At 35.8% G+C, this 26,297-nt stretch carries 22 protein-coding genes; 17 read left to right on the top strand and 5 right to left on the bottom strand.

The window, feature by feature from the left end:
* Window positions 1-35: 35 nt before the first annotated feature.
* Both rpsD and HMPREF2846_RS00870 read right to left on the bottom strand, forming a co-directional pair.
* Window positions 36-641, bottom strand: coding sequence for a 30S ribosomal protein S4 (gene rpsD, locus HMPREF2846_RS00875; protein ID WP_002481194.1), 606 nt, complete (start codon window positions 639-641; stop codon window positions 36-38).
* 245 nt (window positions 642-886) lie between these two features.
* Window positions 887-1,360: a GAF domain-containing protein gene (locus HMPREF2846_RS00870; protein WP_070625259.1), complete on the bottom strand. Its 474-nt coding sequence runs from the start codon at window positions 1,358-1,360 to the stop codon at window positions 887-889.
* A 171-nt stretch (window positions 1,361-1,531) separates the two neighbouring features.
* Here HMPREF2846_RS00870 and ezrA point away from each other — a divergent pair, with 171 nt between their 5' ends.
* The 7 genes from ezrA (at window position 1,532) to HMPREF2846_RS00835 (ending at window position 9,584) form a co-directional block, all read left to right on the top strand.
* Entirely contained in the window at window positions 1,532-3,235 is a 1,704-nt protein-coding gene (gene ezrA / locus HMPREF2846_RS00865; RefSeq protein ID WP_002481192.1) for a septation ring formation regulator EzrA, read from the top strand.
* Between the two features lie 141 nt (window positions 3,236-3,376).
* A complete protein-coding gene (locus tag HMPREF2846_RS00860) occupies window positions 3,377-4,516 on the top strand; it encodes a cysteine desulfurase family protein (protein ID WP_070625258.1) in 1,140 nt (379 codons plus the stop codon).
* Window positions 4,513-5,736: a tRNA uracil 4-sulfurtransferase ThiI gene (thiI, locus tag HMPREF2846_RS00855; protein WP_070625257.1), complete on the top strand. Its 1,224-nt coding sequence runs from the start codon at window positions 4,513-4,515 to the stop codon at window positions 5,734-5,736. The genes HMPREF2846_RS00860 and thiI overlap by 4 nt, the downstream gene beginning before the upstream one ends.
* A 30-nt stretch (window positions 5,737-5,766) precedes the next feature.
* Window positions 5,767-6,540, top strand: a complete 774-nt coding sequence (locus HMPREF2846_RS00850) for a TSUP family transporter (RefSeq protein ID WP_002481189.1) — start codon at window positions 5,767-5,769, stop codon at window positions 6,538-6,540.
* Window positions 6,541-6,737: 197 nt separating this feature from the next.
* Complete coding sequence (gene tpx / locus HMPREF2846_RS00845; RefSeq protein ID WP_002481188.1) at window positions 6,738-7,238, top strand: thiol peroxidase; 501 nt, start codon at window positions 6,738-6,740, stop codon at window positions 7,236-7,238.
* A 118-nt stretch (window positions 7,239-7,356) separates the two neighbouring features.
* Window positions 7,357-8,304 (top strand): class I SAM-dependent methyltransferase, encoded by a 948-nt coding sequence (locus HMPREF2846_RS00840; RefSeq protein WP_070625256.1) that lies wholly within the window; start codon window positions 7,357-7,359, stop codon window positions 8,302-8,304.
* 83 nt (window positions 8,305-8,387) lie between these two features.
* Window positions 8,388-9,584, top strand: a complete 1,197-nt coding sequence (locus HMPREF2846_RS00835; RefSeq protein WP_070625255.1) for an acetate kinase — start codon at window positions 8,388-8,390, stop codon at window positions 9,582-9,584.
* A gap of 139 nt (window positions 9,585-9,723) precedes the next feature.
* Here HMPREF2846_RS00835 and HMPREF2846_RS00830 read toward each other — a convergent pair whose 3' ends face one another.
* Entirely contained in the window at window positions 9,724-10,227 is a 504-nt protein-coding gene (locus HMPREF2846_RS00830; protein ID WP_002481184.1) for a universal stress protein, read from the bottom strand.
* A 206-nt stretch (window positions 10,228-10,433) separates the two neighbouring features.
* Here HMPREF2846_RS00830 and ald point away from each other — a divergent pair, with 206 nt between their 5' ends.
* Entirely contained in the window at window positions 10,434-11,549 is a 1,116-nt protein-coding gene (gene ald, locus HMPREF2846_RS00825; RefSeq protein WP_023015972.1) for an alanine dehydrogenase, read from the top strand.
* A gap of 177 nt (window positions 11,550-11,726) precedes the next feature.
* On the opposite strand, the gene HMPREF2846_RS00820 is transcribed toward ald, so the two are convergent.
* On the bottom strand, window positions 11,727-12,782 hold the full coding sequence (locus tag HMPREF2846_RS00820) for a M24 family metallopeptidase (protein WP_083309948.1): 1,056 nt from the start codon (window positions 12,780-12,782) through the stop codon (window positions 11,727-11,729).
* Window positions 12,783-12,924: 142 nt separating this feature from the next.
* Between HMPREF2846_RS00820 and HMPREF2846_RS00815 the strand changes: the two genes are divergently transcribed.
* Complete coding sequence (locus tag HMPREF2846_RS00815) at window positions 12,925-13,614, top strand: metal-dependent hydrolase (RefSeq protein WP_002481181.1); 690 nt, start codon at window positions 12,925-12,927, stop codon at window positions 13,612-13,614.
* 51 nt (window positions 13,615-13,665) lie between these two features.
* On the opposite strand, the gene HMPREF2846_RS00810 is transcribed toward HMPREF2846_RS00815, so the two are convergent.
* The gene (locus HMPREF2846_RS00810) at window positions 13,666-14,079 is read right to left on the bottom strand and encodes a universal stress protein (protein ID WP_002481180.1); all 414 of its coding nucleotides are present in this window, start codon (window positions 14,077-14,079) and stop codon (window positions 13,666-13,668) included.
* A 223-nt stretch (window positions 14,080-14,302) separates the two neighbouring features.
* Here HMPREF2846_RS00810 and HMPREF2846_RS00805 point away from each other — a divergent pair, with 223 nt between their 5' ends.
* From HMPREF2846_RS00805 to pyk, 8 genes are all read left to right on the top strand, one after another.
* Window positions 14,303-15,598, top strand: coding sequence for a DRTGG domain-containing protein (locus tag HMPREF2846_RS00805; protein ID WP_002481179.1), 1,296 nt, complete (start codon window positions 14,303-14,305; stop codon window positions 15,596-15,598).
* A 35-nt stretch (window positions 15,599-15,633) separates the two neighbouring features.
* Window positions 15,634-16,572 carry a DHH family phosphoesterase gene (locus HMPREF2846_RS00800; RefSeq protein WP_023015971.1) on the top strand — a complete coding sequence of 313 codons (939 nt, stop codon included), beginning with the start codon at window positions 15,634-15,636 and terminating at the stop codon, window positions 16,570-16,572.
* 32 nt (window positions 16,573-16,604) lie between these two features.
* Complete coding sequence (locus HMPREF2846_RS00795) at window positions 16,605-19,805, top strand: DNA polymerase III subunit alpha (protein ID WP_070625252.1); 3,201 nt, start codon at window positions 16,605-16,607, stop codon at window positions 19,803-19,805.
* 275 nt (window positions 19,806-20,080) lie between these two features.
* Window positions 20,081-21,310: an NADP-dependent malic enzyme gene (locus HMPREF2846_RS00790; protein WP_002481176.1), complete on the top strand. Its 1,230-nt coding sequence runs from the start codon at window positions 20,081-20,083 to the stop codon at window positions 21,308-21,310.
* A gap of 63 nt (window positions 21,311-21,373) precedes the next feature.
* The gene (gene accD / locus HMPREF2846_RS00785) at window positions 21,374-22,246 is read left to right on the top strand and encodes an acetyl-CoA carboxylase, carboxyltransferase subunit beta (RefSeq protein ID WP_002481175.1); all 873 of its coding nucleotides are present in this window, start codon (window positions 21,374-21,376) and stop codon (window positions 22,244-22,246) included.
* Entirely contained in the window at window positions 22,239-23,186 is a 948-nt protein-coding gene (locus HMPREF2846_RS00780) for an acetyl-CoA carboxylase carboxyltransferase subunit alpha (protein WP_002481174.1), read from the top strand. The genes accD and HMPREF2846_RS00780 overlap by 8 nt, the downstream gene beginning before the upstream one ends.
* Window positions 23,187-23,469: 283 nt before the next feature.
* Window positions 23,470-24,438 carry a 6-phosphofructokinase gene (pfkA, locus tag HMPREF2846_RS00775; RefSeq protein WP_002481173.1) on the top strand — a complete coding sequence of 323 codons (969 nt, stop codon included), beginning with the start codon at window positions 23,470-23,472 and terminating at the stop codon, window positions 24,436-24,438.
* A gap of 36 nt (window positions 24,439-24,474) precedes the next feature.
* Window positions 24,475-26,235: a pyruvate kinase gene (gene pyk / locus HMPREF2846_RS00770; RefSeq protein ID WP_070625250.1), complete on the top strand. Its 1,761-nt coding sequence runs from the start codon at window positions 24,475-24,477 to the stop codon at window positions 26,233-26,235.
* Window positions 26,236-26,297: the final 62 nt, after the last annotated feature.

Below are 26,297 nucleotides of genomic sequence, written 5' to 3'. Positions count from 1 at the left end.
TTTGCTCACCAGTCCTATTTGACAGAGAGCCATTATTATTTACCTGAGTAGTACTCAACGATAAGTTGTTCGTTGATTTCAGCTGGTAATTCGCTACGTTCTGGAATACGTACGAAAGTACCTGATAATTTTTCTTCGTCGAATTCTAAGTATTCTGGTACGAAGTTGTTGATTTCAACTGATTCAAGGATGATGTCTAGTTTTTGAGATTTTTCTCTAACTGAGATCACTTGACCTGGTTTTAAAGTGTATGATGGGATATCAACGCGACCACCATCTACTTCGATGTGTCCGTGGTTTACTAATTGACGTGCTTGACGACGTGTACGTGCTAAACCTAAAGCATATACAACTGCGTCTAAACGACGAGCAAGTAAACGCATGAAGTTTTCACCGTGAACACCAGATTGTTTACCAGCGATATCGAATGTGTTACGGAATTGTCTTTCAGTGATTCCGTATAAGTAACGTAATTTTTGTTTTTCACGTAATTGAATCGCATATTCTGATAATTTTTTTCTTTGGTTTGGACCATGTTGACCTGGTGCGTAAGGGCGTTTTTCTAACTCTTTACCAGTACCGCTTAAAGAGATACCTAAACGACGAGATTTTTTCCAGTTTGAACCTGTAAATCGAGCCATGTTAAGACTCCTCCTTTTGTTTTTTGTAGTTGTTATGAAAAAACAAAGAAGAGTATTGTATGCTTAATAGGATATATTGTTTTGTGTGTCCTCGCCTCATAGCTCCGGTTACACGGCACGTCCGCGTTGGGAACAACATAGAGCCTATTAATATACAATTGCTACTTTCGTTATTTCACACAAAGAGTATTGTACCATTATGACGAATAAAGTCAAGGGTTTATCTATATTTCCATGCAAAACAATTATTTCACTGTTCGTGCAATTTGTTCTTCAAGAATTTTCATTAATGAGACTAGGCCTTCTTCATCAGTTTGAGTAAAGCGTCCTGTGATCGGTGCATCAATATCTAATAAACCGATGACTTCACCGTCGCGATGCAATGGAATGACAATTTCTGATCGGCTACGTGCATCACATGCGATGTGACCAGGGAATTGGTGAACATCTTCTACACGTTGAACGATATCTTTTTCAACAGATGTTCCGCAAACACCACTGCCGACTTGAATAGGTGTACAAGCAGGTTTGCCTTGGAAGGGCCCTAAAATGAGTTGTCCTGCTTCCATTAAATAAAAACCAATCCAATTTATATTATCTAAGTTTTCGTTTAAAAGGGCAGAAGTGTTACTTAGCAAAGTGATTAAATATTTTTCATCTGCATTTAAACCTTTCATTTGTTGTGCAATTGATTGGTAGTTTGTCGTCGTTTGTTTCATAAATAATGACCTCTTTTCTGTCTAGCATTTTCCATATTATAGTATGGACATCTATAAGACTTCAATTTAAGGTGCTTAATCAGCAATTTGTATAAAGAAAATTAATATTTTATTTTAATGAGGCAAGAAATTACGCTATAATGAGAAGTGATTAAATAGGAGGAGAAAACAATGGCACTGTATATCATCTTAGCAATTATAATTATTGCACTTATAATTGTCGGTATCATGTTCTATCTCCGTTCTTCAAAACGTCAAGTGGTCGAAAAAACCGAAGAGCGCAAGATAGAGGTTGAGAAACTAACATTAGACGATCGTCTGAGAGAGTTGGACGATTTAACCCTTGAGGGTGAAACACAACTAGAATATGACCGCTTAAAGCGCGAATCATTAAAAAATACTAATGATAATTTAAGTCCGGTTGAAGAGAAAATTCATAATGCGGAAGAAAACTTTGATAAATTCAAATTTGCTGCAGCACAAGCTGAGTTAGACGATGCAAACGCATTAATGGATCGTTATGAAAGTCAACATGCAAAATTAACTGAAGAAGTTGAAAACATTTTAGCTTTGCATAAAGAAAGTGACCGCTTATTTGAAGAAAGCAAAGTTGCATACCGTGAAATGAAACGTGATGTTTTAGCAAACCGTCATCAATTCGGTGAAGCGGCAGCACCATTAGAAAAAGAAATTGAGTTATTCGAACCAGAGCTTGTTAAGTATACTGAGTTAAAAGAAGAGGGGAACTACAAACAAGCTTATGAGCATATTAAAACGCTCAATGAAGACATCAATTACTTACAAAAAGATATGCAAGAAATTCCGGAATTAATCCGAGAAGCGCAAAAAGAACTTCCAGGTCAATTCCAAGACTTGAAATATGGTTGCAGAGACTTGAAAGTTGAAGGCTACGATTTAGACCATGTTAAAGTCGACAGTAACTTACAATCAATGAAAACAGAGTTGAGCTTTGTTGAGCCGATGATCAGTCGCTTAGAACTTGAAGAAGCAAACGACAAATTAAACGCTATCAATGATCAACTTGATGAAATGTATGATTTAATCGAGCATGAAGTGAAATCGAAAAATAAAGTAGATGAAACGAAAGAAGTTATCACAAATGACTTGTTCCGTGCGAAAGATACAAATTATACATTACAAACGGAAATTGAATATGTACGTGAAAATTACTATATCAATGAGACAGACATTCAAAATGTACGTCAATTTGAAAATGAAATTCAAAACTTGATCTCAGTTTATGATGAAATTTTAAGAGAAATGTCAAAATCGACAGTACGTTACAGTGAAGTTCAAGACAATTTAGCGTATATCGAAGATCACGTTAAAGTGATTAATGAAAAACAAGAAAAACTTCAAAACCATTTAATTCAATTACGTGAAGATGAAGCTGAAGCAGAAGATAACTTGTTACGTGTGCAAAGTAAGAAAGAAGAAATTTATCGTAAGTTATTAGCTTCTAACTTAACAAGTGTTCCAGAACGCTTCATTATTATGAAAAACGAAATTGACCATGAAGTGCGTGAAATCAACAGTCAGTTTGATGAACGTCCAATCCATGTGAAGCATTTGAAAGATAAAGTTACAAAAGTTGTCTTACAAATGAATAATTTCGAAAATGAAGCAATGGATGTTTTAGTCAATGCAGTTCTTGCTGAAAAATTAATCCAGTATGGTAACCGTTATCGTAAAGATGACAGCAGCATTGATAAGAGCTTGAATGAAGCAGAACGTCTATTTAAAAATAATAGATACAAACGTGCGATTGAAATTGCAGAACAAGCTTTAGATTCAGTAGATCCAGGGATTTCACAACGTATTGAAGATGAAGTTGTTTCACAAAGTCAAATTTAGTACTTTATACAAGAAGGCGAGAGCAGTATTTTGTTCTCGCCTTCTTTTTGCTTATTGAGAATTCATTGATTTGTGGTAAAATATTAAAATTGGAACAAAAGACTCAAAAAGATAGAATTCATTAAGTGGAAGTGACGAAAAGTGATTTATTTAGATAATGCAGCGACTACAAAACCTGCACAAGATGTGTTAGACACCTTTGTTAAAGTCAACCAAGATTTATATTTTAATCCGAATAGTCCACACCAAGCAGGTTTGCAAGCTGAACAATTGTTGAAACAAGCGAAGTTACAAATCAACCAAATTCTGAACTTAGAAGATAGATACGATATTATTTTTACAAGTGGTGCGACAGAATCCAATAATATGGCATTAAAAGGTGCTGCTTATAACCGAAAACCTTATGCTGATGAAATTATTGTTTCTGTTTTAGAACATCCATCAGTGTTAGAAGTGATGCGTCACTTAGAAGAAGAAGGGTTTAAATTACGTTATGTGAATGTGACAAAAGCAGGCACCATTGATTTAGAACACTTAAAATCATTGATGAATCCGAATGTTGGTCTTGTCACATGTATGCACGTTAATAATATTACTGGCCAAATTCAACCGATTGAAGCGATTGCGGAAATACTTGAAGCGTATCCAAAAGCACATTTTCATGTGGATGCTGTGCAAGCTATTGGAAAAACTCCTTTACACTTTAATGGTGTAGACAGTGTTAGTTTTAGCGGTCATAAGTTTAATGGCTTAAAAGGACAGGGATTATTATTAGTACGTAATATTCATAACCTTGAACCTGTGATTCATGGCGGTGGCCAAGAATATGGTTTAAGAAGCGGAACAGTTAATTTACCGGTAGATATTGCGATTGTTAAAGCGTTGAAACATGCTGTAAGCGAACAAGAACAACTGAATTCAAGATTGACTGAATGGAATGAAGACTTACGAAACTTCTTTGAAGCGTATCCAGGGGTACATGTGAATTCACCACATCAAAGTGCACCACATATTCTAAATGTTGGCTTTGATGGCGTGAAAGGGGAAGTATTAGTCAATGCTTTCTCAAAACAAGGTATCATGTTATCTACAACAAGTGCATGTTCATCAAAACATAGTCGTTTAAATGAAGTGTTACTAGCGATGGGGATCAGTGAATCAAGAATTGAAGGTAGTATTCGTATTTCTATGGGTGCAATAACGACTGAATCAGACATTGAAGGATTTAAAGAAGCGTTTAAAATTGTTTATGAAGAAATGAAGGAGTTGTTAAAGAAATGATCTATGATCATATTTTAGTGCGTTATGGTGAACTAACGCTTAAAGGTGCGAACCGAAAAATGTTTGTGAACCGTTTACGTTCAAATGTCAAACAGGCTTTAATGCCACTTCAAGGCTACCATGTTAAAGCAAACCGAGACAGAATGTATATTGAAGTCACACCTGAAGCGGATATCGAAGAAATTATGCGTCGTATTAGCCAAGTATTTGGTGTGAAGTCCATCAGTCCTGTGATGAAGCTTGAAAAAGATTTAGAAGTAGTGAAAAAACAAGCAAGTGAATTTGCGAAAGCCTATGCAGACGGAGATTCATTCAAAATCGATGTGAAACGTGCGGACAAGCAATTTCCATATGATACGTATCAATTACAACGTATGCTTGGCGGGGCAGTGTTAGAAAACAATGAACAAGTCCATGTAAATGTTAAACAACCAGATCATGTCATTAAAACAGAAGTACGCTTAGATGCAATTTATATTTATGACCGTGTGATTGATGGCGTTGGCGGATTACCAGTTGGTACAGGCGGTAAAACATTATTAATGTTGTCAGGCGGTATTGATTCACCAGTAGCAGGTATGGAAATCATGCGTCGTGGTGTAACAGTAGAAGCCATTCATTTCCATAGTCCGCCATTTACAAGTGAAAAAGCTAAAGAAAAAGTCATTGAACTAACGCGTATCTTAGCTGAACGTGTAGGGCCAATCAAATTGCACATCGTTCCATTTACAGAAGTTCAAAAACAAATTCATAAAGTAGTCCATGAACGCTATACTATGACATCTACAAGAAGAATGATGATGCGCATTGCTGATAAAGTAGTACATCAAATTGGCACAGATGCGATTGTTAATGGTGAAAATTTAGGACAAGTTGCCAGCCAAACACTTAAAAGTATGTATGCGATTAACCATGTTACTTCAACGCCAGTCTTACGTCCATTATTAACTTTAGATAAAGAAGAAATTGTCATTAAAGCAAAACAATATGGTACGTTTGAAACATCAATTCAACCATTTGAAGATTGCTGTACAATTTTCACTCCTAAAAACCCGGTTACAGAACCTGATTTTGAAAAAGTAGAACGCTATGAAAGTGTATTTGACTTTAGTGAAATGATTGATCGTGCTGTAGAAGGTATTGAAACTATTGAAGTCACTAAAAACTATCAAAGTCAAAAAGACAAAACAACAGAAGCGTTAATGGAAGATTTATTCTAAGTAATATGTGAGTAAAAAGGGGTAAACATCGTGGAATGGGATTTGACACTGATATTAATCATAATTGTATTTGGATTTTTAGCTGCGTTTATTGATGCAGTAGTTGGTGGCGGTGGTTTAATATCTACACCGGCTCTACTCGCCATAGGTCTCCCGCCAGCAACTGCACTTGGAACAAATAAACTAGCAAGTTCATTTGGTTCTTTAACCAGTGCGATTAAGTTTATACGTTCCGGCAAGGTCGATTTGAAAATTGTAGGCAAGCTCTTCCCATTTGTCTTTTTAGCGGCAGTGGGCGGTGCGAGCTTGGCTTCCTTTTTACCAGCTTCAGTCTTAAAGCCGCTTGTCATAATCATCTTAACGATTGTGATGATTTATACACTCGTGCGTAAAGATTGGGGCAGTATACGAACATATCAAAAGCTTTCAACTAAAAAAGCGATTCTCTTTACAAGTGTATTATTACTCATCGGTTTTTATGACGGCTTTTTAGGTGGAGGCACAGGCTCGTTCATGTTGTTCACTTTACTGATAGTCGGATTTGATTTCTTAAGTGCTGCTGGTAACGCGAAGGTCCTTAATTTCGCTTCAAATATCGGTGCATTATTGCTATTTATGTTGCTAGGCAAAGTTGATTACGGGATCGGTTTGATTATGGCTTTCAGTATGATTGTCGGTTCCTATGCAGGTGCGCAATTTGCACTGAGACAAGGTGTCGGTTATGTCAGAGTATTGTTTGTCATCGTAACGAGTGCATTAATTCTTAAAAATATCTATGATTATATGCAGCAATGGTTTAATTAAAGTAAACTGCGTCTTAAACTGTACGCAGTTTACTTTTTGTTTATGACGATAAATCTTTCAATTCAAGGCATCTTCTACATGAAAAATAGTAAATAGTTCATTCAATCGAAGGATAAATATTGGAGTTGACGTGTTGATATCGGTATAATGGGGTAAAGAAAAAGTACTAACAAAATCTCAGGAGGTTGTTTATTAATATGGTACAAATTACATTCGGCGGAGATCCCGTTTCATTAGTAGGTAATGCAGTAGAAGAAGGGCAAGAAGCACCAGACTTCACAGTAGTAAACAATGATTTAGAAGAAGTTACACTTGCAGATTACGAAGGCAAGAAAAAACTAATCAGTGCAGTACCATCTATTGATACAGGGGTTTGTGATAAACAAACACGTAAATTCAACGAAGAAGCAGCATCAGAAGAAGGTGGCGTAGTGCTTACTATTTCTGAAGACTTACCGTTCGCTCAAAAAAGATGGTGTGCAGCAAGCGGTTTAGACAATGTTATTTTATTAAGTGACTACCAAAAACATTCATTTGGTAAAAACTTTGGCGTATTAATGGACGACTTACAATTATTAGCGCGTTCAGTATTCGTATTAGATAAAAATAACAAAGTTGTTTATAAAGAAATCGTGAATGAAGGAACAGACTTCCCTGATTTCGAATCTGCATTAAAAGCATATAGAGAATTAGACTAAAGTAAAGCAAGTATTTAAAGTAATTTTAAGTTAATAAATTTAGACCAGACTGCTCATAATTAGTGTAAGGATTTTAGATTCATTGATTATGAGCAGTCTTTTTAGGAAGGATTTTAAAATGGCTGAAGAACAAACAATTATGGAACGTTTGTTTCATGAATTAGATACTAAAACAAAAGAACTCAATAAAGAAAATGGTCAAAGTTTTATTGAAAACTTAGGGCTTGCGATGGAACAGATTTATCGTAATGACCGTGACTTATTAGAACAAGCAACACTAGCAGACCGACGTAAAGCTTTCCAATTTGCATATTTAAGCTTGTTGCAAGAACAAGATATTCAGGCAAATCACCAAATTACTCCTGACTCGATCGGCTTGATTCTTGGATTCTTAGTACAACAGTTTACACAAGATAAAAAAGAACTGAACATTGTTGATTTAACCAGCGGCAGTGGTCATTTAAGTGCAACTGTGCATGAAGTGTTAACAGAGCAGACATTAATGCATCATCTTGTTGAAGTGGATCCAGTGTTATCTCGTGTCAGTGTACATCTAGCGAATTTCTTGGAAATTCCTTTTGATGTTTACCCACAAGATGCGATATTGCCTTTACCGTTTGAAGAAGCGGATGTCGTGATTGGAGATTTGCCTGTAGGTTATTATCCAGTAGATGATCGCAGTCATGAAATGAAATTGGGATTTGAAGAAGGACATAGTTATGCGCATTTCTTATTAATTGAACGAGCAATTGAAGCGTTAAGAGGTGCAGGTTTTGCATTTTTAATTGTGCCTAGCAATATTTTTGAAGGTGAACATGTAAAACAGCTCGAAAAATTCATTGCAACAGATACAGAAATGCAAGCATTCTTGAACTTACCGAAAACTTTGTTCAAAACTGAGCAATCTCGCAAATCAATCCTGATTTTACAGAAAAAAGAACGCGAGGTAACGCATGCTGTTGAAGTGTTGTTGGCCAATATACCAGATTTTAAATCTCCGCAACAGTTTCAAGGATTTTTAAAAGAATTGTCAGAATGGCTGCAACAAAATCATCACAAAAAATAAACTGTAATAATCTTGAAATTGAACTGTATTAATGGTTAAATAGATATGGTAAAAGAAAATGTAAATATTGGAGGCATAGTTTTATGTCAAAATTAGTGTTAGCAATTAACACAGGTAGTTCATCACTGAAATTCCAACTTATAGAAATGCCTGAAGAAAAATTAATAAGTAAAGGTTTAATTGAGCGTATCGGCCTTAAAGGCTCAAAAATCACAGTAGAATTTAATGGTCAAAAGTATACTGATGAAAAAGAAATCAGCGACCACGTAAAAGCTGTTGATTTAATGTTGGATAGCTTGATTAACCACGGTATTATTCGTGACATCAATGACATTGATGGTACAGGACACCGTGTTGTTCATGGTGGGGAATTATTCCCTGAATCTGCGTTAGTTACAGACGAGGTAGAGAAACAAATTGAATCATTGACAGAATTAGCACCACTTCACAATCCAGCAAACTTAATGGGTATTCGTGCATTCCGAAAATTATTGCCGAATATTCCACATGTTGCAGTGTTTGATACATCATTCCATCAAACAATGCCAGAACAAGCATATTTATACAGCTTGCCATTCCATTACTATAAAGACTATGGCATCCGTAAATATGGTTTCCACGGTACAAGCCATAAATATGTATCACAACGTGCTGCTGAAATTTTAAATCGTCCAATTGAAGAATTACGTATTATTTCTTGTCACATCGGTAACGGTGCTTCTATTGCAGCAATCGATGGCGGCGAATCAGTAGATACTTCAATGGGCTTCACACCATTAGCAGGTGTTACAATGGGTACACGCTCTGGTGATATTGACCCAGCATTAATTCCATATATTATGGAAAAAACAGGTAAAAACGCTGAAGAAGTGTTAGATATCCTAAATAAAGAATCAGGTTTATTAGGTATCTCAGGTACTTCAAGTGACTTACGCGACTTAGAACAAGATGCAGATGAAGGCAAAACACGTGCACAATTAGCACTAGATGTATTTGCTTCACGTATCCACAAATATATTGGTTCTTATACAGCGAAAATGCACGGTGTAGATGTTATTGTCTTCACTGCAGGTGTCGGAGAAAACTCTGACGAAGTGCGCGGCCGTGTATTAGAAGGTTTAGAATTCATGGGTGTTTATTGGGATCCTAAGAAAAACGAACAAATTCATGGTTCAGAAGGATTTATCAACTACCCACATTCACCAGTTAAAGTATTAGTTATTCCAACAAACGAAGAAGTTATGATTGCACGTGATGCAGTTAAATTCGGTAGTTTATAATTGATAAAATTCATCCAGTTAATAGGGGAGATAACCTTATTAACTGGATTTTTTATGCGTAATGATAATTTTTAAAGTAATAAAAAAACCGATCAGTTATTAACTGACCGGTTAAACACTCATAGTAAAAGCAAATTAATTATCTTGCTTGATATTGTTTACGCAATTCTTCAGTTGCTACTTGAGGTTCGAAATCTTCAGGCATTTCTTCTGTACGAACTACTAGAACATCACAAGGTGAATGACGAACAATAGCTTCTGAAACAGATCCTACGATAAAGCGTTCTACCGCATTCAAACCAGAAGTACCGCAAATAACTAAGTCTGCTTTGACTTCTTGTGCGATTTTTTTAGGAATGATTGCTTTAGGTGAACCAAATTCAAGGAGTGTTTCAACGTCTTCCACGCCTTCTTTTTGGGCAAAATCTTTATAACCTCTAAGTAATTCTTCAGCGAATTGTTTAGATTTTTCAGTGAACTGAACATCATAAACTTCGTATGAAGTATATGTTCTAGAGTCAATAACATTAGTGATGATAAGTTTAGCGTTGTTACGTTTCGCTACTTCCACCGCTTTATTGAATGCCCATTCAGCTTCTTGTGATCCATCTACTGCGATTAAAATATTTTTATAAGTTAACATCGTATATGACCTCCTTCTTCTATTCACTTATATTTTACCACATTGACAGAATATTAGAAATAAAAGTAGCGATTGAATTTTTATAATTGATTGAATTTTATGAACATCTTATCTTTCATGATAACTTAATCTTATCATCCTTTTCCAACCGTAATGATTGCGCTTTCAGCATATAAGCGTTAGGATAAGGATGGGAGGTGTACGGAATGAAAATAGGTATTCCAAAAGAGATAAAAAATAATGAAAACAGAGTAGGTTTATCACCAAGCGGTGTTCATGCTTTAGTTGAAGCAGGGCACACAGTTAAAGTAGAGAGCAGCGCAGGTGAAGGTTCATTCTTTACAGATGAGGATTATAAAGACGCAGGTGCAACAATTGTTGATGGACCTGGCGAAGCTTGGGATGTTGAAATGGTTATCAAGGTTAAAGAACCAATTGAACCAGAATACAAATATTTCAAGAAAGATTTAATCTTATTCACTTATCTACACTTAGCAAACGACGAAACATTAACAAAAGAACTTGTTGATAATGAAGTCGTTGCGATTGCATACGAAACGGTGCAATTACCAGATAGATCATTACCATTATTAACGCCAATGAGTGAAGTTGCAGGTAGAATGGCGACACAAATCGGTGCGCAATTCTTGCAAAAATTCTATGGCGGTATGGGCGTATTGCTAGGAGGAATTCCTGGTGTACCTAAAGGTAAAGTCACAATTATCGGTGGCGGCCAAGCAGGTACAAACGCAGCGAAAATCGCTTTAGGCTTAGGTGCCGACGTAACAATCTTAGACGTTAATCCAAAACGTTTACAAGAACTTGATGATTTATTCGGCGGACGTGTGCATACAGTTATGTCTAACCCGCTTAATATCGAACAAAATGTTACGCAAAGTGATTTAGTTGTCGGTGCGGTATTAATTCCAGGCGCTAAAGCACCAAAACTTGTAACTGAACAAATGGTTAAAGACATGAAAGACGGTGCTGTATTGGTAGATATCGCTATCGACCAAGGTGGTATCTTCGAAACATCTGACCACGTTACAACGCATGATGATCCAACTTATGTTAAACATGGTGTGGTTCACTATGCAGTAGCAAATATGCCAGGTGCGGTACCACGTACTTCTACAATTGGTTTAAACAATGCGACATTACCTTATGCGCTACAAATCGCAAACAAAGGTTATTTACAAGCATTGAAAGATAACCAACCATTATCTTTAGGATTGAATGTGTACGACGGTAAAGTTACAAATGAAGGTGTAGCTAACACGTTTGATCTTCCGTATACACCAGTAGATCAAGCATTAAATTAATTATTAATTTAATGGGATGTAAGGAGCGTATAAAGCTCTGAAAACATCAAAAATGACGCCATCTCATTGCTGTTTGGGGTATGGACAGCGATGGGGTGGCGTCTTTCTATACATAGAAATTTTTCAGCTCATAAAAAAGGTGGAGTATTCGTACTCCACCTTAAATTATTAATCTCATTATTTATCATAATGTGTTAAGACTTCATTTCCATCTTCTGTGACTAAGATGTCGTCTTCGATACGGACACCCACTTCACCAGGAACATAAACACCAGGTTCAACTGTGACAACCATACCTGGAACAAATTGATTTGTGTTGAATCCAGCAACATCTTGATATTCATGTTCTTCTAAGCCTAAACCGTGGCCAAGACGGTGTACGAAGTATTCACCATAACCAGCATCAGCAATAATACCGCGTGCTTTTCTGTCTACGTCACCAATAACTACGCCCGGTTTAATCATGTCAATTGCAGCTTTTTTAGCTTCTAATACAACATTATAAACAGATTGTGCTTTTTCGCTTGGGTTACCGAAAGCTACTGTTCGTGTCATATCTGAGCAATAGTTTTCATAAATAACACCTAAGTCGAATAAGACATATTCATCTTTTTGAAGTTGGCGATCACCAGGAATACCATGTGGTGAAGCAGCATGGTCACCAAATAAGACCATTGTATCGAAACTCATTGCGCTGACACCGTATTTTGTTTGAATTTCATACTCAATATGACGTACTACTTGTTTTTCTGTTACGCCTTCTTCTAAGAAATCTACACCGATTTCAATACATTTATCAGCAAGTCTTGCAGCTTCTTTAATTTTGTCAATTTCCTCAGGAGTTTTGACATTACGTAAATCTTTGATTGTTTGGTCAATTGAACCGAATGTTTCAACACCAAATCCTTCAATTAATTCTTTTTGACGTTTTAATGTCAGATGATCTTCTTCCACAAGAATTTTATCAAAGTTGTAATCTACAAGCTTAAATGGATCTTCACCATCAGCATTACCGACAACTTTACCAGTGAACGGAGAGGCTTTAACCTCTTCTACTTCTAATTTAGGGACAAATAAAACTTCTTCACCCTCAGCAGTAATTAGCAAGGCTAATAAACGTTCGTGGGGATCGCTTAAGTAGCCAGAAAAGTAGAATACGTTAAGCGGTGTCGTAATCCAAGCAGCCCCTGCATCTTGATTACGTATTTCATTAACAATTTCTTCTGTTTTCAAAATTCTTCAACCTCCATTCGTATGATTAACTTTATTTTAAGTCAAAGCGGTTCAGAATTCAAAAGGCAATGGTGTCATTTAGACTAAAGTGGGGTAAATGTTATACTAGAGTTAAGATTGAAGCATAAGGGGGCTTTTTAAAATGGAATTATCATTTCATGGACAATCAACAATCTATTTTGAAGCAAACGGCAAGAAAGTCATCGTAGATCCATTTATTACTGGTAATGATTTATCAGATTTAAATGCAGAAGATTTAGAGGTAGATTATATTATTTTAACGCATGGTCACGCAGACCACTTCGGTGATACTGTGAAAATTGCGCAAAAAAATAATGCGACAGTTGTCGGCCTTGCGGAAGTTGCAGATTATTTATCAACTGCACAAGGTGTAGAAAATGTACACCCAATGAATATCGGAGGTAAATGGGAATTTGACTTTGGAACAGTTAAGTATGTACAAGCGTTCCATAGTTCAAGTATCACAAATGAAAACGGTATTCCAGTTTATTTAGGTTCTTCAACTGGTTTGATTTTAGAAATTGAAGGCAAAACGATTTATCACTGCGGTGACACTGGCTTATTCAGTGATATGAAATTAATCGCAGATCGTCATCCAGTGGATGTATGCTTCGTACCAATCGGTGATAACTTCACAATGGGTATTGAAGATGCCAGCTACGCGATCAACGAGTTTATCAAACCGAAAATCACTGTACCTGTGCATTACAACACATTCCCATATATTGAACAAGATCCTGAAGAATTCAAGAAATTGGTTAAAGAAGGCGAAGTACAAATCTTAAAACCAGGTGAAGCTGTAGAATTTTAATAACACAGATAATAAAAATGCTTGTACAACTCAATGTACAAGCATTTTTCATTATTTTACAATCAATACTGGGATATGAGCACGTTTTGCGACTTTATGGCTGACGCTGCCTAGCACAAATTTCTTTTGCTCTTGTGCTTTACGGTTACTTACTACTAAAATGTCATAATCACCACTGTTCGCAAACTTAACAAGTTCTTCTTTTGGATTACCGCGTACAATGATTTCATCGTATTCGATACCGTATTCATCAAGAATATCACGTGTTGGTTGTAATTCTTGACTACGCGCTTTTGTTAAATCGTTTAAATGTGTGCCGCCCTTAATAGATGCTTGTGCATCTTGTTCAGTGATCGCATTTAATAATGTGACAATTGTGCCTTCACCAGACAATTTTCTGATATTAGCTAATGCTTTTTTGTTTTCTAAATCAGTATCAACGCCGAGTAAAATATTTTTATACATTCTCAATCCCTCCTTAATACATATTCTAATAAAAATGTGTCAACTTTTCCAATTAAATTTATTGTCAACTTAACAAACCGTATTTAAATTACAAAATGTCAACTATTGAGTTAGGTACTCCACCTATAACATGTTAAAATTCAAGAGAGATTAACTTCGATTTTTAGACTGAATCAAGTTATAATTAATAAGAAGAGTAAGCAGAGAATGAGGGAAGTAAGTAATGACAAAACATGAACAGATTCTTGCACACATTGAATCACTCGCTGTGGGTCAGAAAATATCTGTCCGTAAAATAGCAAAAGATTTAGAGGTATCTGAAGGAACAGCTTACCGTGCAATTAAAGATGCTGAACAACTTGGACTCGTCGCTACCATAGATCGAGTCGGAACTGTGAGAATAGAAAAGAAAACTAGAGAAGAAATCGAACATTTAACGTTTGGTGAAATTGTTAAAATTATTGATGGTCAGGTACTTGCAGGTCGTAACGGTCTTCATAACACGCTGACTAAGTTTGCTATTGGTGCCATGAAATTAGAAAATGTGGTTAAATATCTGACTAAAAATACTTTGTTGATTGTCGGTAATAGGACGGATGTACAATTAGAAGCATTGAGACATGGCAGTGCAGTGTTGATCACAGGTGGTTTTAGTACAACACCTGAAATTAAACGTTATGCAGATCAACATGATTTGCCTATCTTATCGTCTAATTACGATTCATATTTAGTTGCGAATATGATTAACCGTGCGATGTATAATCAGATCATTCGTAAAGAAATTTTAATTGTTGAAGATATTGTTAAACCTGTCACTGAAGAGACTGTATTGAAAGAAACAATGAAAGTTGCAGATGTCAAAAGTCGTTCACAAGAGACAGGACATTCAAGATTTCCAGTTGTCGATGATGACTTTAAATTGGTCGGGATTGTGACAAGTAAAGATATTATTGCAAAAGATTCAGAAGAATATCTTTATAAAGTAATGACTAAACCGGTGTTAAATGTGCAAGTGTCTACAACTGTTGCGACATGTGCGCATATGATGATATGGGAAGGTATTGAATTGCTGCCGGTCACGACAATCAATAAGAAATTACTTGGCGTAGTATCACGTGAAGATGTTCTGCGTGCTATGCAATTATTAGGACGTCAACCGCAAGTAGGGGAAACTATCAATGATCAAGTCGGCAAGTACATTTCAATTAATAAAGATAAAATTACTGTAGATGTTGCACCCCAACTGACAAGCCAATACGGGACGTTAAGTAAAGGTGCTTTTGTCGCAATTATTGAAGAAACGATTCGCTATAAAATGCGTCAAATAAAAAAACAAGAAGTTATGATTGAAAGTTTAAGTATTATTTATATGAAGACAGTTTCTATTGAAACAGAACTTGAAATTAATTATGACATGTTAGATGTTGGGAGACACTTTGCTAAAATTGAGGTCAGCATGCGTGAAGGACAACAAGATGTAGCTAAAGCATTGATTATTTGTCAAATGCTAGAAAGCTGATGTACTGCATCAACAGATAATGAAGGAGTAATGATATGAATACATTTAATGAAATTATGAACCGAATTGAACAAGAAGATACAATTATTATCCATAGACATGTGCGACCCGATCCAGATGCCTATGGTTCTCAATTAGGTTTAAAATCTTATTTACAATTAAAATTTCCAGATAAAAATATCTATGCTGTAGGTGAAAGTGAGCCTTCTTTAGATTTTATGGGAACATTTGATGCAGTAAGTGATGATACTTACAAAGAAGCATTAGTCATCGTATGTGATACAGCTAATGCGCCTCGTATTGATGATCAACGTTTTGCTAATGGTAAAGGTTTAATCAAAATTGATCACCATCCTGCATTAGATCAATATGGCGAGTTAAATTATGTGAACACTGAAGCTTCATCAACAAGTGAAATCATCTTTGATATCATTGCGCATTTTAATGATACATCCATCATTGATGCAGAAACAGCACGCTTACTGTATTTAGGTATCGTTGGCGATACAGGTCGTTTCTTATTCAGCAATACAAGTGCGCATACAATGGAAGTTGGGGCACAACTTTTAAAATATCCATTTGACCACACTGCAGAATTGAATAAAATGGCTGAAAAAGACCCTAAACTTATGCCATTCCAAGGCTATGTGCTACAAAACTTTGAAATGAATGACAACGGCTTTGCGAAAGTTCAAATTACACAAGATGTTTTAAAACAATTTGATATTAAACCGAACGAAGCTTCTCAATTTGTAAATACAATTGCTGATTTACGCGGTTTAAAAATTTGGGTCTTTGCAGTTGATGAAGGCGAAGATATTCGTTGTCGTCTGCGTTCTAAAAAAGTTGTTATCAATGACGTCGCACAACAATTTGGAGGCGGCGGACACCCGAATGCATCTGGTGTTACAGTTTATAGTTGGGAAGAATTTGATCGTTTAGCAGAAGCCTTAAATCAAAAATTAATCGACTAACTGCACAATATTAAAAAGGGAGGGACAAAATTATGAAGGCACATCTAAATATCCACACTGCGTATGATTTGCTAGAATCTAGTCTACGTGTTTCTGACATTGTTGAAAAAGCAGTCGCAGAAGGCTATCAATCGTTGGCACTGACTGATAGAAATGTCTTGTATGCTGTCCCTCAATTTTATGATGCATGCAGACAAGCAGACATCAAACCCATTATCGGTATGACTGTAGATTTAAGTGATGGCTTAACAGAGTTAGAAACAGTATTATTAGCTAAAAATAATCAAGGATTAAAATCGTTATATCAACTTTCTTCAGCAATTAAAATACAAGATAAACGTACGATTTCTACAGAATGGCTAAAACATTATCAAAATGATTTAGTCATTATTTTTAAGCGTATCAATGCTGAACAAATGAATTTAGCGGAAATGTTTAGTGAACACGCAGATGTATTCACGGATCATTTAAGCAGCGGTGTAGCAGAACAATTAGATTTAAATCAAGTGTGGATGCAAGAAGCGAAATATCTTGATGAAGCAGATGCTGAAACTGTCAGTGTATTGCAAGCAATTAAAAATAATAAAGCGTTAGACTTGGTAAATACAGGTAGCGAACAGCATGCCCATTTATATAGCCAAGCTGATATAGATAGCTTGAGTTTATCTCAAGACATTATTGATAATACAAATGACCTTGCTGATCAATGTAATATTACGATTGAATATCATCAATCACTGTTACCACAGTATGATACACCTGAAGGTACTTCATCTAAAGAATACTTATACCAATTATTAGATAATGCTATTAAACGTATGAACTTAGATACTCCTCAGTATAGAAAACGTTTAGATTATGAGTTCGATGTCATTACGAAAATGGGGTACGAAGATTATTTCCTAATTGTAAGCGATCTGATTCATTACGCGAAAACACAAGATGTCATGGTCGGTCCAGGTCGTGGTTCATCTGCAGGTTCTCTAATCAGTTACTTGTTGAATATCACAACGATTGACCCATTAAAATATAACTTATTATTTGAGCGATTTTTAAATCCCGAACGTGTCACAATGCCAGATATTGATATCGACTTTGAAGATACAAAACGTGAACGTGTGATTGAATATGTACAACAAAAATATGGAGATTACCATGTTTCAGGTATTGTGACATTCGGACATTTACAAGCGAAAGCAGTCGCAAGAGATGTAGGACGTATTATGGGGTTTGAAGAAAAAACACTCAGTGAAATTTCACATTTAATTCCGTCTAAATTAGGTATAACTTTAAATGAAGCTTATGACACACAAGCATTTAAAGACTTTGTGCATCGCAATCATAGGCATGAAATGTGGTTCAAACTCAGTAGGAAATTAGAAGGATTGCCGAGACATACATCAACGCATGCGGCAGGCATTATTATTAACGAACGCCCATTATATCAATATGTACCATTATTAATGGGAGATACGGGTCTATTAACACAGTGGACAATGACTGAAGACGAACGACTTGGTTTGTTGAAAATCGACTTTTTAGGTCTGAGAAATTTATCCATCATTCACCAAATCATCAATCAAGTAAAGAAAGATTTAAATATCGATATTGATATAGAATCTATTCCTTTTGATGATGAGAAAGTATTTAAAATGTTGTCATTAGGGGAAACAACTGGATTATTCCAATTAGAATCAGACGGTGTCAGAGATGCGTTAAGACGTTTACAGCCGCAACATTTTGAGGACATTGTCGCAATGACTTCTTTATATCGCCCAGGTCCAATGGAAGAAATACCGACATATATTGCTAGACGTCATGACCCATCTAAAGTGGCCTATCTCCATCCTGATTTAGAACCGATATTAAAATCCACATACGGTGTTATTATTTATCAAGAACAAATCATGCAGATTGCAAGTAAGTTCGCTGGGTTCAGTTATGGAGAAGCGGATATTTTACGTCGAGCAATGAGTAAAAAGAATCGGGCTGTGTTGGAAAATGAACGTCAACACTTTGTAGAAGGTGCCAGTCGAAATGGCTACTCAGAACAATTAAGTAAACAAATCTTTGATTTAATTCTTAAATTCGCAGATTATGGTTTCCCACGTGCTCATGCGGTGAGTTATTCTAAAGTCGCCTATACGATGGCGTATTTAAAAGTACATTATACTAATTATTTTTATGCCAATATTTTAACGAATGTGATTGGCAGTGAGAAAAAGACTGAACAGATGATTGCTGAAGCTAAAACGATGAACTTAAAGATTTTACCTCCAGACATCAACGAAAGTCATTGGTATTATAAAGCAGCTGAACAAGGTATTTATTTATCTTTAGGTACCATCAAAGGTGTCGGTTATCAAAGTGTTAAAGCCATTGTAGATGAGCGTTATCAAAATGGTCGATATAAAGATTTCTTTGATTTTACACGCCGTTTATCTGGGCGTGTTAAAACACGTAAGTTATTAGAAGCGCTCATATTAGTGGGAGCATTTGATCAATTCGGTGAAACACGTGCAACCTTATTAGGAACATTAGATGAGGTTTTAGATTCATCAAGTCAAGTCGAACAAGATGCTTTGATTTTTGACTTTGTGACACCGAAATTAGAGTACCAACAAAAAGAAGAGTTGCCTGATTTAGCATTAAGTAACTTTGAAAAAGAATACTTAGGATTTTATATTACAAAACATCCAATGGAAAAATTGTTTGATTCAAAACAGTTTTTAGGCATTTATAAATTAAACAATGCGAACAATCATCAACCTGTACTTGTACAAATGGACACACTGAGACGTATTCGTACAAAAAAAGGGCAACCGATGGCTTTTGCGACTTTAAATGATGGTGAGCACACGTTAGATGGTGTTATTTTCCCTGATACTTTTCAACGTTATGAAACACTTCTATTAGAAGAAAAACCGTTTATTGTAAAAGGGAAATTCGAAAATAGAAATCAAAAGCATCAATTAATTATTAATGAAATACAAGATTTAGATGCATATGAAAAAACGATATTTGAAAAAGCAACACGTATTATACTCAGAAAAATTAATGTTGATGATTTAGAATTTGATACTGAACCATCTGAAACACATCAACAACTTCCAATATATTTTTATGATGAACAGTCAAACCAAATGCGGCAAGTTGGAAGAATTGAACGTGATGTTGACACGATTGAAAGATTGGTTGAACAAATTGATCCTGAAAATATTCGCTTAATGTAATAGAAGTCTGTGACAATGGATTGCATTAGTTACAGACTTTTAAAACTTTTAAGCAATTCATTGACAAAATTAAGGAAATTAATAATTTAACCCATGAGAATCAGTGAAACAGTGACATCTGTGTTATAATCAGTACATAAAATTCAGAGTAGTACTAAAACCAAAAGTTTATTGTAAATTTTCGGTAAAAATAATAAAACAACTCAGTAATAGATTGAACATAATATGCGTGAATTTATTTCGATATTAAGATACAGAACAAAGGAGCGATTGGTTTGTCATTAAGAGACGATGCTTTAGAAATGCATAAAAGAAATCAAGGTAAATTTGATGTTACACCCAAAGTAAAAGTTACAAATAAAGAAGAATTAAGTTTAGCTTATTCTCCTGGTGTTGCAGAACCATGTAAAGAGATTTATGAGGATCCTCGTAAAGTCTATGATTATACATCTAAAGGCAATACTGTAGCTGTAGTAACAGATGGCACTGCAGTATTAGGATTAGGTAATATTGGTCCTGAAGCAAGTATTCCTGTAATGGAAGGTAAAGCAGTTCTATTCAAAAGCTTTGCTGGGGTAAGTGGTGTACCAATAGCTTTGAATACAACAGATACAGAAGAAATTATCAAAACAGTTAAATTATTAGAACCTAATTACGGCGGTATCAACTTAGAAGATATTTCTGCGCCGCGCTGTTTTGAAATTGAAAACCGATTAAAAAAAGAAACTAAAATTCCAGTCTTTCATGATGATCAGCATGGGACAGCAATCGTGACAATGGCTGGATTGATTAATGCTTTAAGAATTACAGATAAATCGCTATCAGATATCAAAGTGGTATTGAATGGTGCAGGCGCTGCAGGTATTGCGATTGTGAAATTATTATATTCATACGGTGTGCGCAATATGATTATGTGTGATTCTAAAGGTGCTATTTATAAAGGACGCCCGCATGGCATGAATGAAACCAAAGAATTTGTGGCAGAATGGACGAACAAGGATAAACAAGAAGGTAAGTTAGCTGATGTTATCCAAGGTGCTGATGTCTTTATCGGTGTTTCTGTTGCTAATGCATTATCTCAAGATATGGTAAAATCAATGAATAAAGACAGTATCATTTTTGCGATGGCAAATCCTAATCCAGAAATTAATCCAGATGACGCAAAAGCGGCTGGAGCAAGAGTAATTGGAACAGGCCGTTCAGATTATCCGAACCAAATTAATAACGTGTTAGCATTCCCAGGCATCTTCAGAGGGGCTTTAGATGTACGTGCAACACATATTAATGAGAAAATGAAACAAGCTGCTGTACAAGCTATCGCTAATTTAATTGGGCCGGATGAGTTGTCACCGGAATACTGTATTCCAGCACCATTTGATAAACGTGTAGCACCATCGGTTGCACGCAATGTAGCGAAAGCAGCTATGGAATCTGGAGTTGCTAGGGTTGAAGTTGACCCAGATGAAATATACAATAAAACGATGAGATTAACTGATATTAAATAGATTATTTTTACAATGTACTGTTATGTCTTTAAATTAACATAATAGTGATGTGGAGGTTGACCAATGTTTAAAGATTTTTTCAATCGAGGCAGTAAAAAGAAAAAATATGTAACTGTCCAAGATTCAAAACAGAATGACGTTCCATCAGGTATCATGACTAAATGTCCAAAATGTAAAAAAATCATGTATACAAAAGAACTATCTGAAAACCTCAATGTGTGTTTTAATTGCGATCATCACTTATCTTTGACTGCATATAAACGAATTGAAGCAATTTCAGATGAAGGAACATTTAAAGAGTTTGATAAAGGAATGACATCTGCCAATCCTTTAGACTTTCCTGGTTACGAAGAAAAAATTCAAAAAGATCAAAGCAAAACAGATTTGAATGAAGCGGTAGTAACTGGAACAGCCGAATTAGATGGTACAAAATACGGCGTTGCAGTTATGGATTCACGTTTCAGAATGGGGAGTATGGGTTCTGTTGTCGGTGAGAAAATCTGCCGTATTATAGATTATTGTACAGAACAACGTTTGCCGTTTATCCTTTTCTCTGCAAGTGGCGGTGCCAGAATGCAAGAAGGTATTATTTCATTAATGCAAATGGGTAAAACAAGCGTATCATTGAAACGTCATTCTGATGCTGGTTTATTATATATTTCTTATATTACACATCCTACAACAGGTGGTGTTTCTGCCAGCTTTGCATCAGTTGGTGATATCAACTTGTCAGAACCGCGTGCTTTAATCGGTTTTGCAGGTCGTCGTGTTATTGAACAAACAATTAATGAAAAATTACCGGATGATTTCCAAACAGCGGAATTCTTATTAGAACACGGCCAATTAGATAAAGTAGTTCACCGTAAGGATATGCGTGCTACTTTAAGTCAATTATTGAAAATGCATACAGGACAAGAGGTGAAAAAAGATGCTTGATTTTGAAAAGCCGTTATTTGATATTAAAAATAAAATAGATGCTTTGAAAGAATCACAAGAGAAAAATGATGTAGATTTGCAAGAAGAAATTGATATGTTAGAGGCTTCTCTAGAGCGTGAAACTGAAAAAATATACAAGCATCTTAAACCTTGGGACCGTGTTCAATTAGCTAGAATGCAAGAACGACCTACAACTTTAGATTATATTCCATACATCTTTGATGATTTCATGGAATTACATGGGGATAGAAATTTCAGAGATGATCCAGCAATGATAGGCGGCATTGGATATTTAAATGGTCAGCCAGTCACTGTAGTTGGTCAACAACGTGGTAAAGATACAAAAGATAATATTTACCGTAATTTCGGAATGGCTCATCCAGAAGGGTACCGTAAAGCGTTACGTTTAATGAAACAAGCTGAGAAGTTCAACAGACCTATCTTTACATTTATTGATACTAAAGGCGCATACCCTGGTAAATCTGCTGAAGAACGTGGTCAAAGTGAGTCTATTGCTAAAAACTTAATAGAAATGTCTAGCTTGAAAGTGCCTGTCATCACTTTAGTTATTGGTGAAGGCGGAAGCGGTGGTGCTTTAGGTATTGGTATTGCAAATAGAGTATTAATGCTTGAAAACAGTACGTATTCAGTGATTTCACCAGAAGGTGCAGCAGCGTTGTTATGGAAAGATAGCAACCTTTCAAAAATTGCTGCTGAAACAATGAAAATCACAGCACCTGATTTAAAAGAATTAGGTGTGATTGATGAAGTTATTACAGAACCACTTGGCGGCGCACATAAAGATATTGAACAACAAGCGCGCAGTATTAAACATGCGTTTGTTTCTCATTTAGATGCGTTGAAAAAATTAGATGGTCCAGCGTTAGCTGACGATCGTTTTGATAAATTCCGTCAAATGGGTGAATATAAAGAACAATAAGGGAAAAGGATTCTATACTTCTTTTTTAGGGAAGAGTGTAGAATCCTTTTCATTTTGTATTTGAGAATTAATCCGGTTATGATGGTTAAAAATAGCAGAAATTGAAAAAATTAGACTGTAAAAATATGTCTATCGTATCCATATTAAATAAAAAGTGTGGCTATATTTCGAAAATAGAAATATAAAACGTTTACATTATGGATTGCATGGTATTTTTATGGATAACCACGCTATTTTATGGTATTTTTAATGTAAATCATACAAGTTAGGAAGGTCAGTTGTCATGAAAAAAATTGCAGTTTTGACAAGTGGTGGAGACGCTCCGGGAATGAACGCTGCTGTTCGAGCAGTTGTGCGTACTGCCATTTATAATGGGATTGAAGTTTACGGTGTGTACCAAGGCTACCTCGGATTGATAAATGATGATCTTAAAAAGCTTGAACTAGGATCAGTGGGAGATACAATTCAAAGAGGAGGTACATTCCTTTACTCTGCACGTTGCCCAGAATTCAAGGACAAAGAAGTACGTGCCAAAGCAATTGAAAACTTAAGAAGTCATGGTATTGATGGATTAGTTGTAATCGGCGGTGACGGAAGTTATCGTGGTGCTCAACGTATCAGTGAAGAATGCCCTGAAATTCAAACTATCGGTATTCCGGGAACAATCGATAATGATATTCCAGGTACAGACTTCACAATTGGTTTTGACACAGCACTCAATACAATTATTGATTCTGTCGATAAAATCAGAGACACTGCTTCAAGTCACGCGAGAACATTTATTATTGAAGTTATGGGCCGCGATTGTGGTGATCTTGCATTGTGGGCTGGTTTAGCTGTCGGTGCAGAAACAATCCTCGTTCCAGAAGTAAAAACAGATATCAAAGATATCGCAGAAAAAATAGAAGCCGGTATTAAAAGAGGTAAAAAACATTCTATCGTTATGGTAGCTGAAGGTGTTATGTCAGGACAAGATTGTGCAGAAGAATTAGCAAAATACATCCATGTAGATGGACGTGTATCTGTACTCGGTCATATCCAACGTGGTGGTAGCCCAACTGGACAAGACAGAGTGTTGGCATCAAGACTTGGCGGTCATGCCGTAGAATTATTAATTGAAGGTAAAACAGCATTGGGAGTTGGCATTAAACAAAATGAATTAACTCAAACACCATTTGATGATATCTTCAGTAATAAAGGTAGTAAGTTTAATTTTGATATGTATGAGTTAGCACAAGAATTATCAATTTAATGATAGATTTAGTGAAATTTTTAGGAGGCTTTTATAATGAGAAAAACTAAAATCGTTTGTACGATTGGACCTGCATCAGAATCTGAAGAAATGTTAGAAAAATTAATGAACGCTGGCATGAACGTTGCCCGTTTGAACTTCTCACACGGTGATCACGCTGAACACAAAGTTCGTATTGACCGCATCAGAGAAGTTGCACAACGTTTAGACAAAACTATTGCAATCATGCTTGATACAAAAGGACCTGAAATCAGAACACACAACATGAAAGACGGTGTGATTTTCTTAGAAAAAGGTAAAGAAGTTATCGTAAGCATGGAAGAAGTTTTAGGTACAGCTGAGAAATTTTCTGTAACATATGCAGATTTAATCAACGACATTGAAATTGGTTCTTATATTCTATTAGATGATGGTTTAGTAGAATTAGAAGTTAAAGAAATCAATAAAGATAAAGGCGAAGTTTTATGTGAAGTCCTCAACTCAGGTGAAATTAAAAATAAAAAAGGTGTTAACTTACCAAACGTTAAAGTTAACTTACCTGGTATTACTGATAAAGATGCTGATGATATCCGCTTCGGTATCGATCAAAACATCGACTTAATCGCAGCAAGCTTTGTACGTCGTCCAAGTGACGTATTAGATATCCGTAAAATTTTAGAAGAAGAACGTAATACTAACATTCAAATTCTTCCTAAAATCGAAAACCAAGAAGGTATCGACAACATTAAAGAAATCCTTGAAGTTTCTGATGGTTTAATGGTAGCTCGTGGTGACATGGGTGTTGAAATTCCACCTGAAAATGTACCTGTAATCCAAAAAGACCTTATCAGACAATGTAACAAATTAGGTAAACCAGTTATCACAGCAACTCAAATGTTAGACTCTATGCAACGTAACCCACGTGCAACAAGAGCCGAAGCAAGTGACGTAGCTAACGCTATCTATGATGGTACAGATGCAGTTATGTTATCTGGTGAAACTGCTGCAGGTTTATATCCTGAAGAAGCTGTTAAAGCAATGAGAAACATTGCAGTTGCAGCTGAAGCCGCTCAAAACTACAAAAAATTATTAAATGACCGTACTAAATTAGAAGAAACTAACTTAGTAAATGCAATTGGTGTTTCTGTAGCACATACTGCCCTTAACTTAAAAGTTAAAGCAATCGTTGCTGCAACTGAAAGTGGTTCAACTGCAAGAACTATCTCTAAATTCCGTCCACATTCAGACATTATCGCTGTAACACCAAACCCAGAAACAGCTCGTCAATTAGCATTAGTATGGGGCGTATTCCCGGTTGTTAAAAAAGGACGCAAAACTACTGACGCATTACTTAACAATGCAGTAGCAACAGCAATCGAAACTGGCCGCGTTCAAAATGGTGATTTATTAATCATCACTGCTGGTGTTCCAACTGGTGAAAAAGGTACAACTAACATGATGAAATTACACCTAGTTGGTGACGAACTTGTTAAAGGTCAAGGTGTTGGACGTAATTCAGTAGTAGGTAACGCAGTAGTTGTAAATGAAGCTTCTGAATTAGAAGGCAGAGATCTTTCAAACTCTGTAATCGTTACTCATTCTACAGATGAAACATTCGTACCTTATGTAGAACAAGCTGCTGGTTTAGTTGCTGAAGAAGCTGGTATCACATCACCAGGTGCGATCATCGGTTTAGAACAAGGTATCCCAACAATCGTTGGTGCTAAAAACGCAACTAAATTGATCGCTGATGATGTTACAATCACAGTTGATGCAAACACAGGCCGTGTATATGACGGTTATGCAAACGTACTTTAATCATCTCTAAAGTATCAATATTAAACTTTAAAGGCTCTATACTATTTAGGACTGGTGATAAT

Origin of the sequence: Staphylococcus sp. HMSC056G08 (genome assembly GCF_001812305.1) — a bacterium.
Lineage (GTDB): Bacteria > Bacillota > Bacilli > Staphylococcales > Staphylococcaceae > Staphylococcus > Staphylococcus simulans.
The sequence above is the reverse complement of the archived record's forward strand: the minus strand, read 5'-3'. Positions and strand labels throughout refer to the sequence as shown.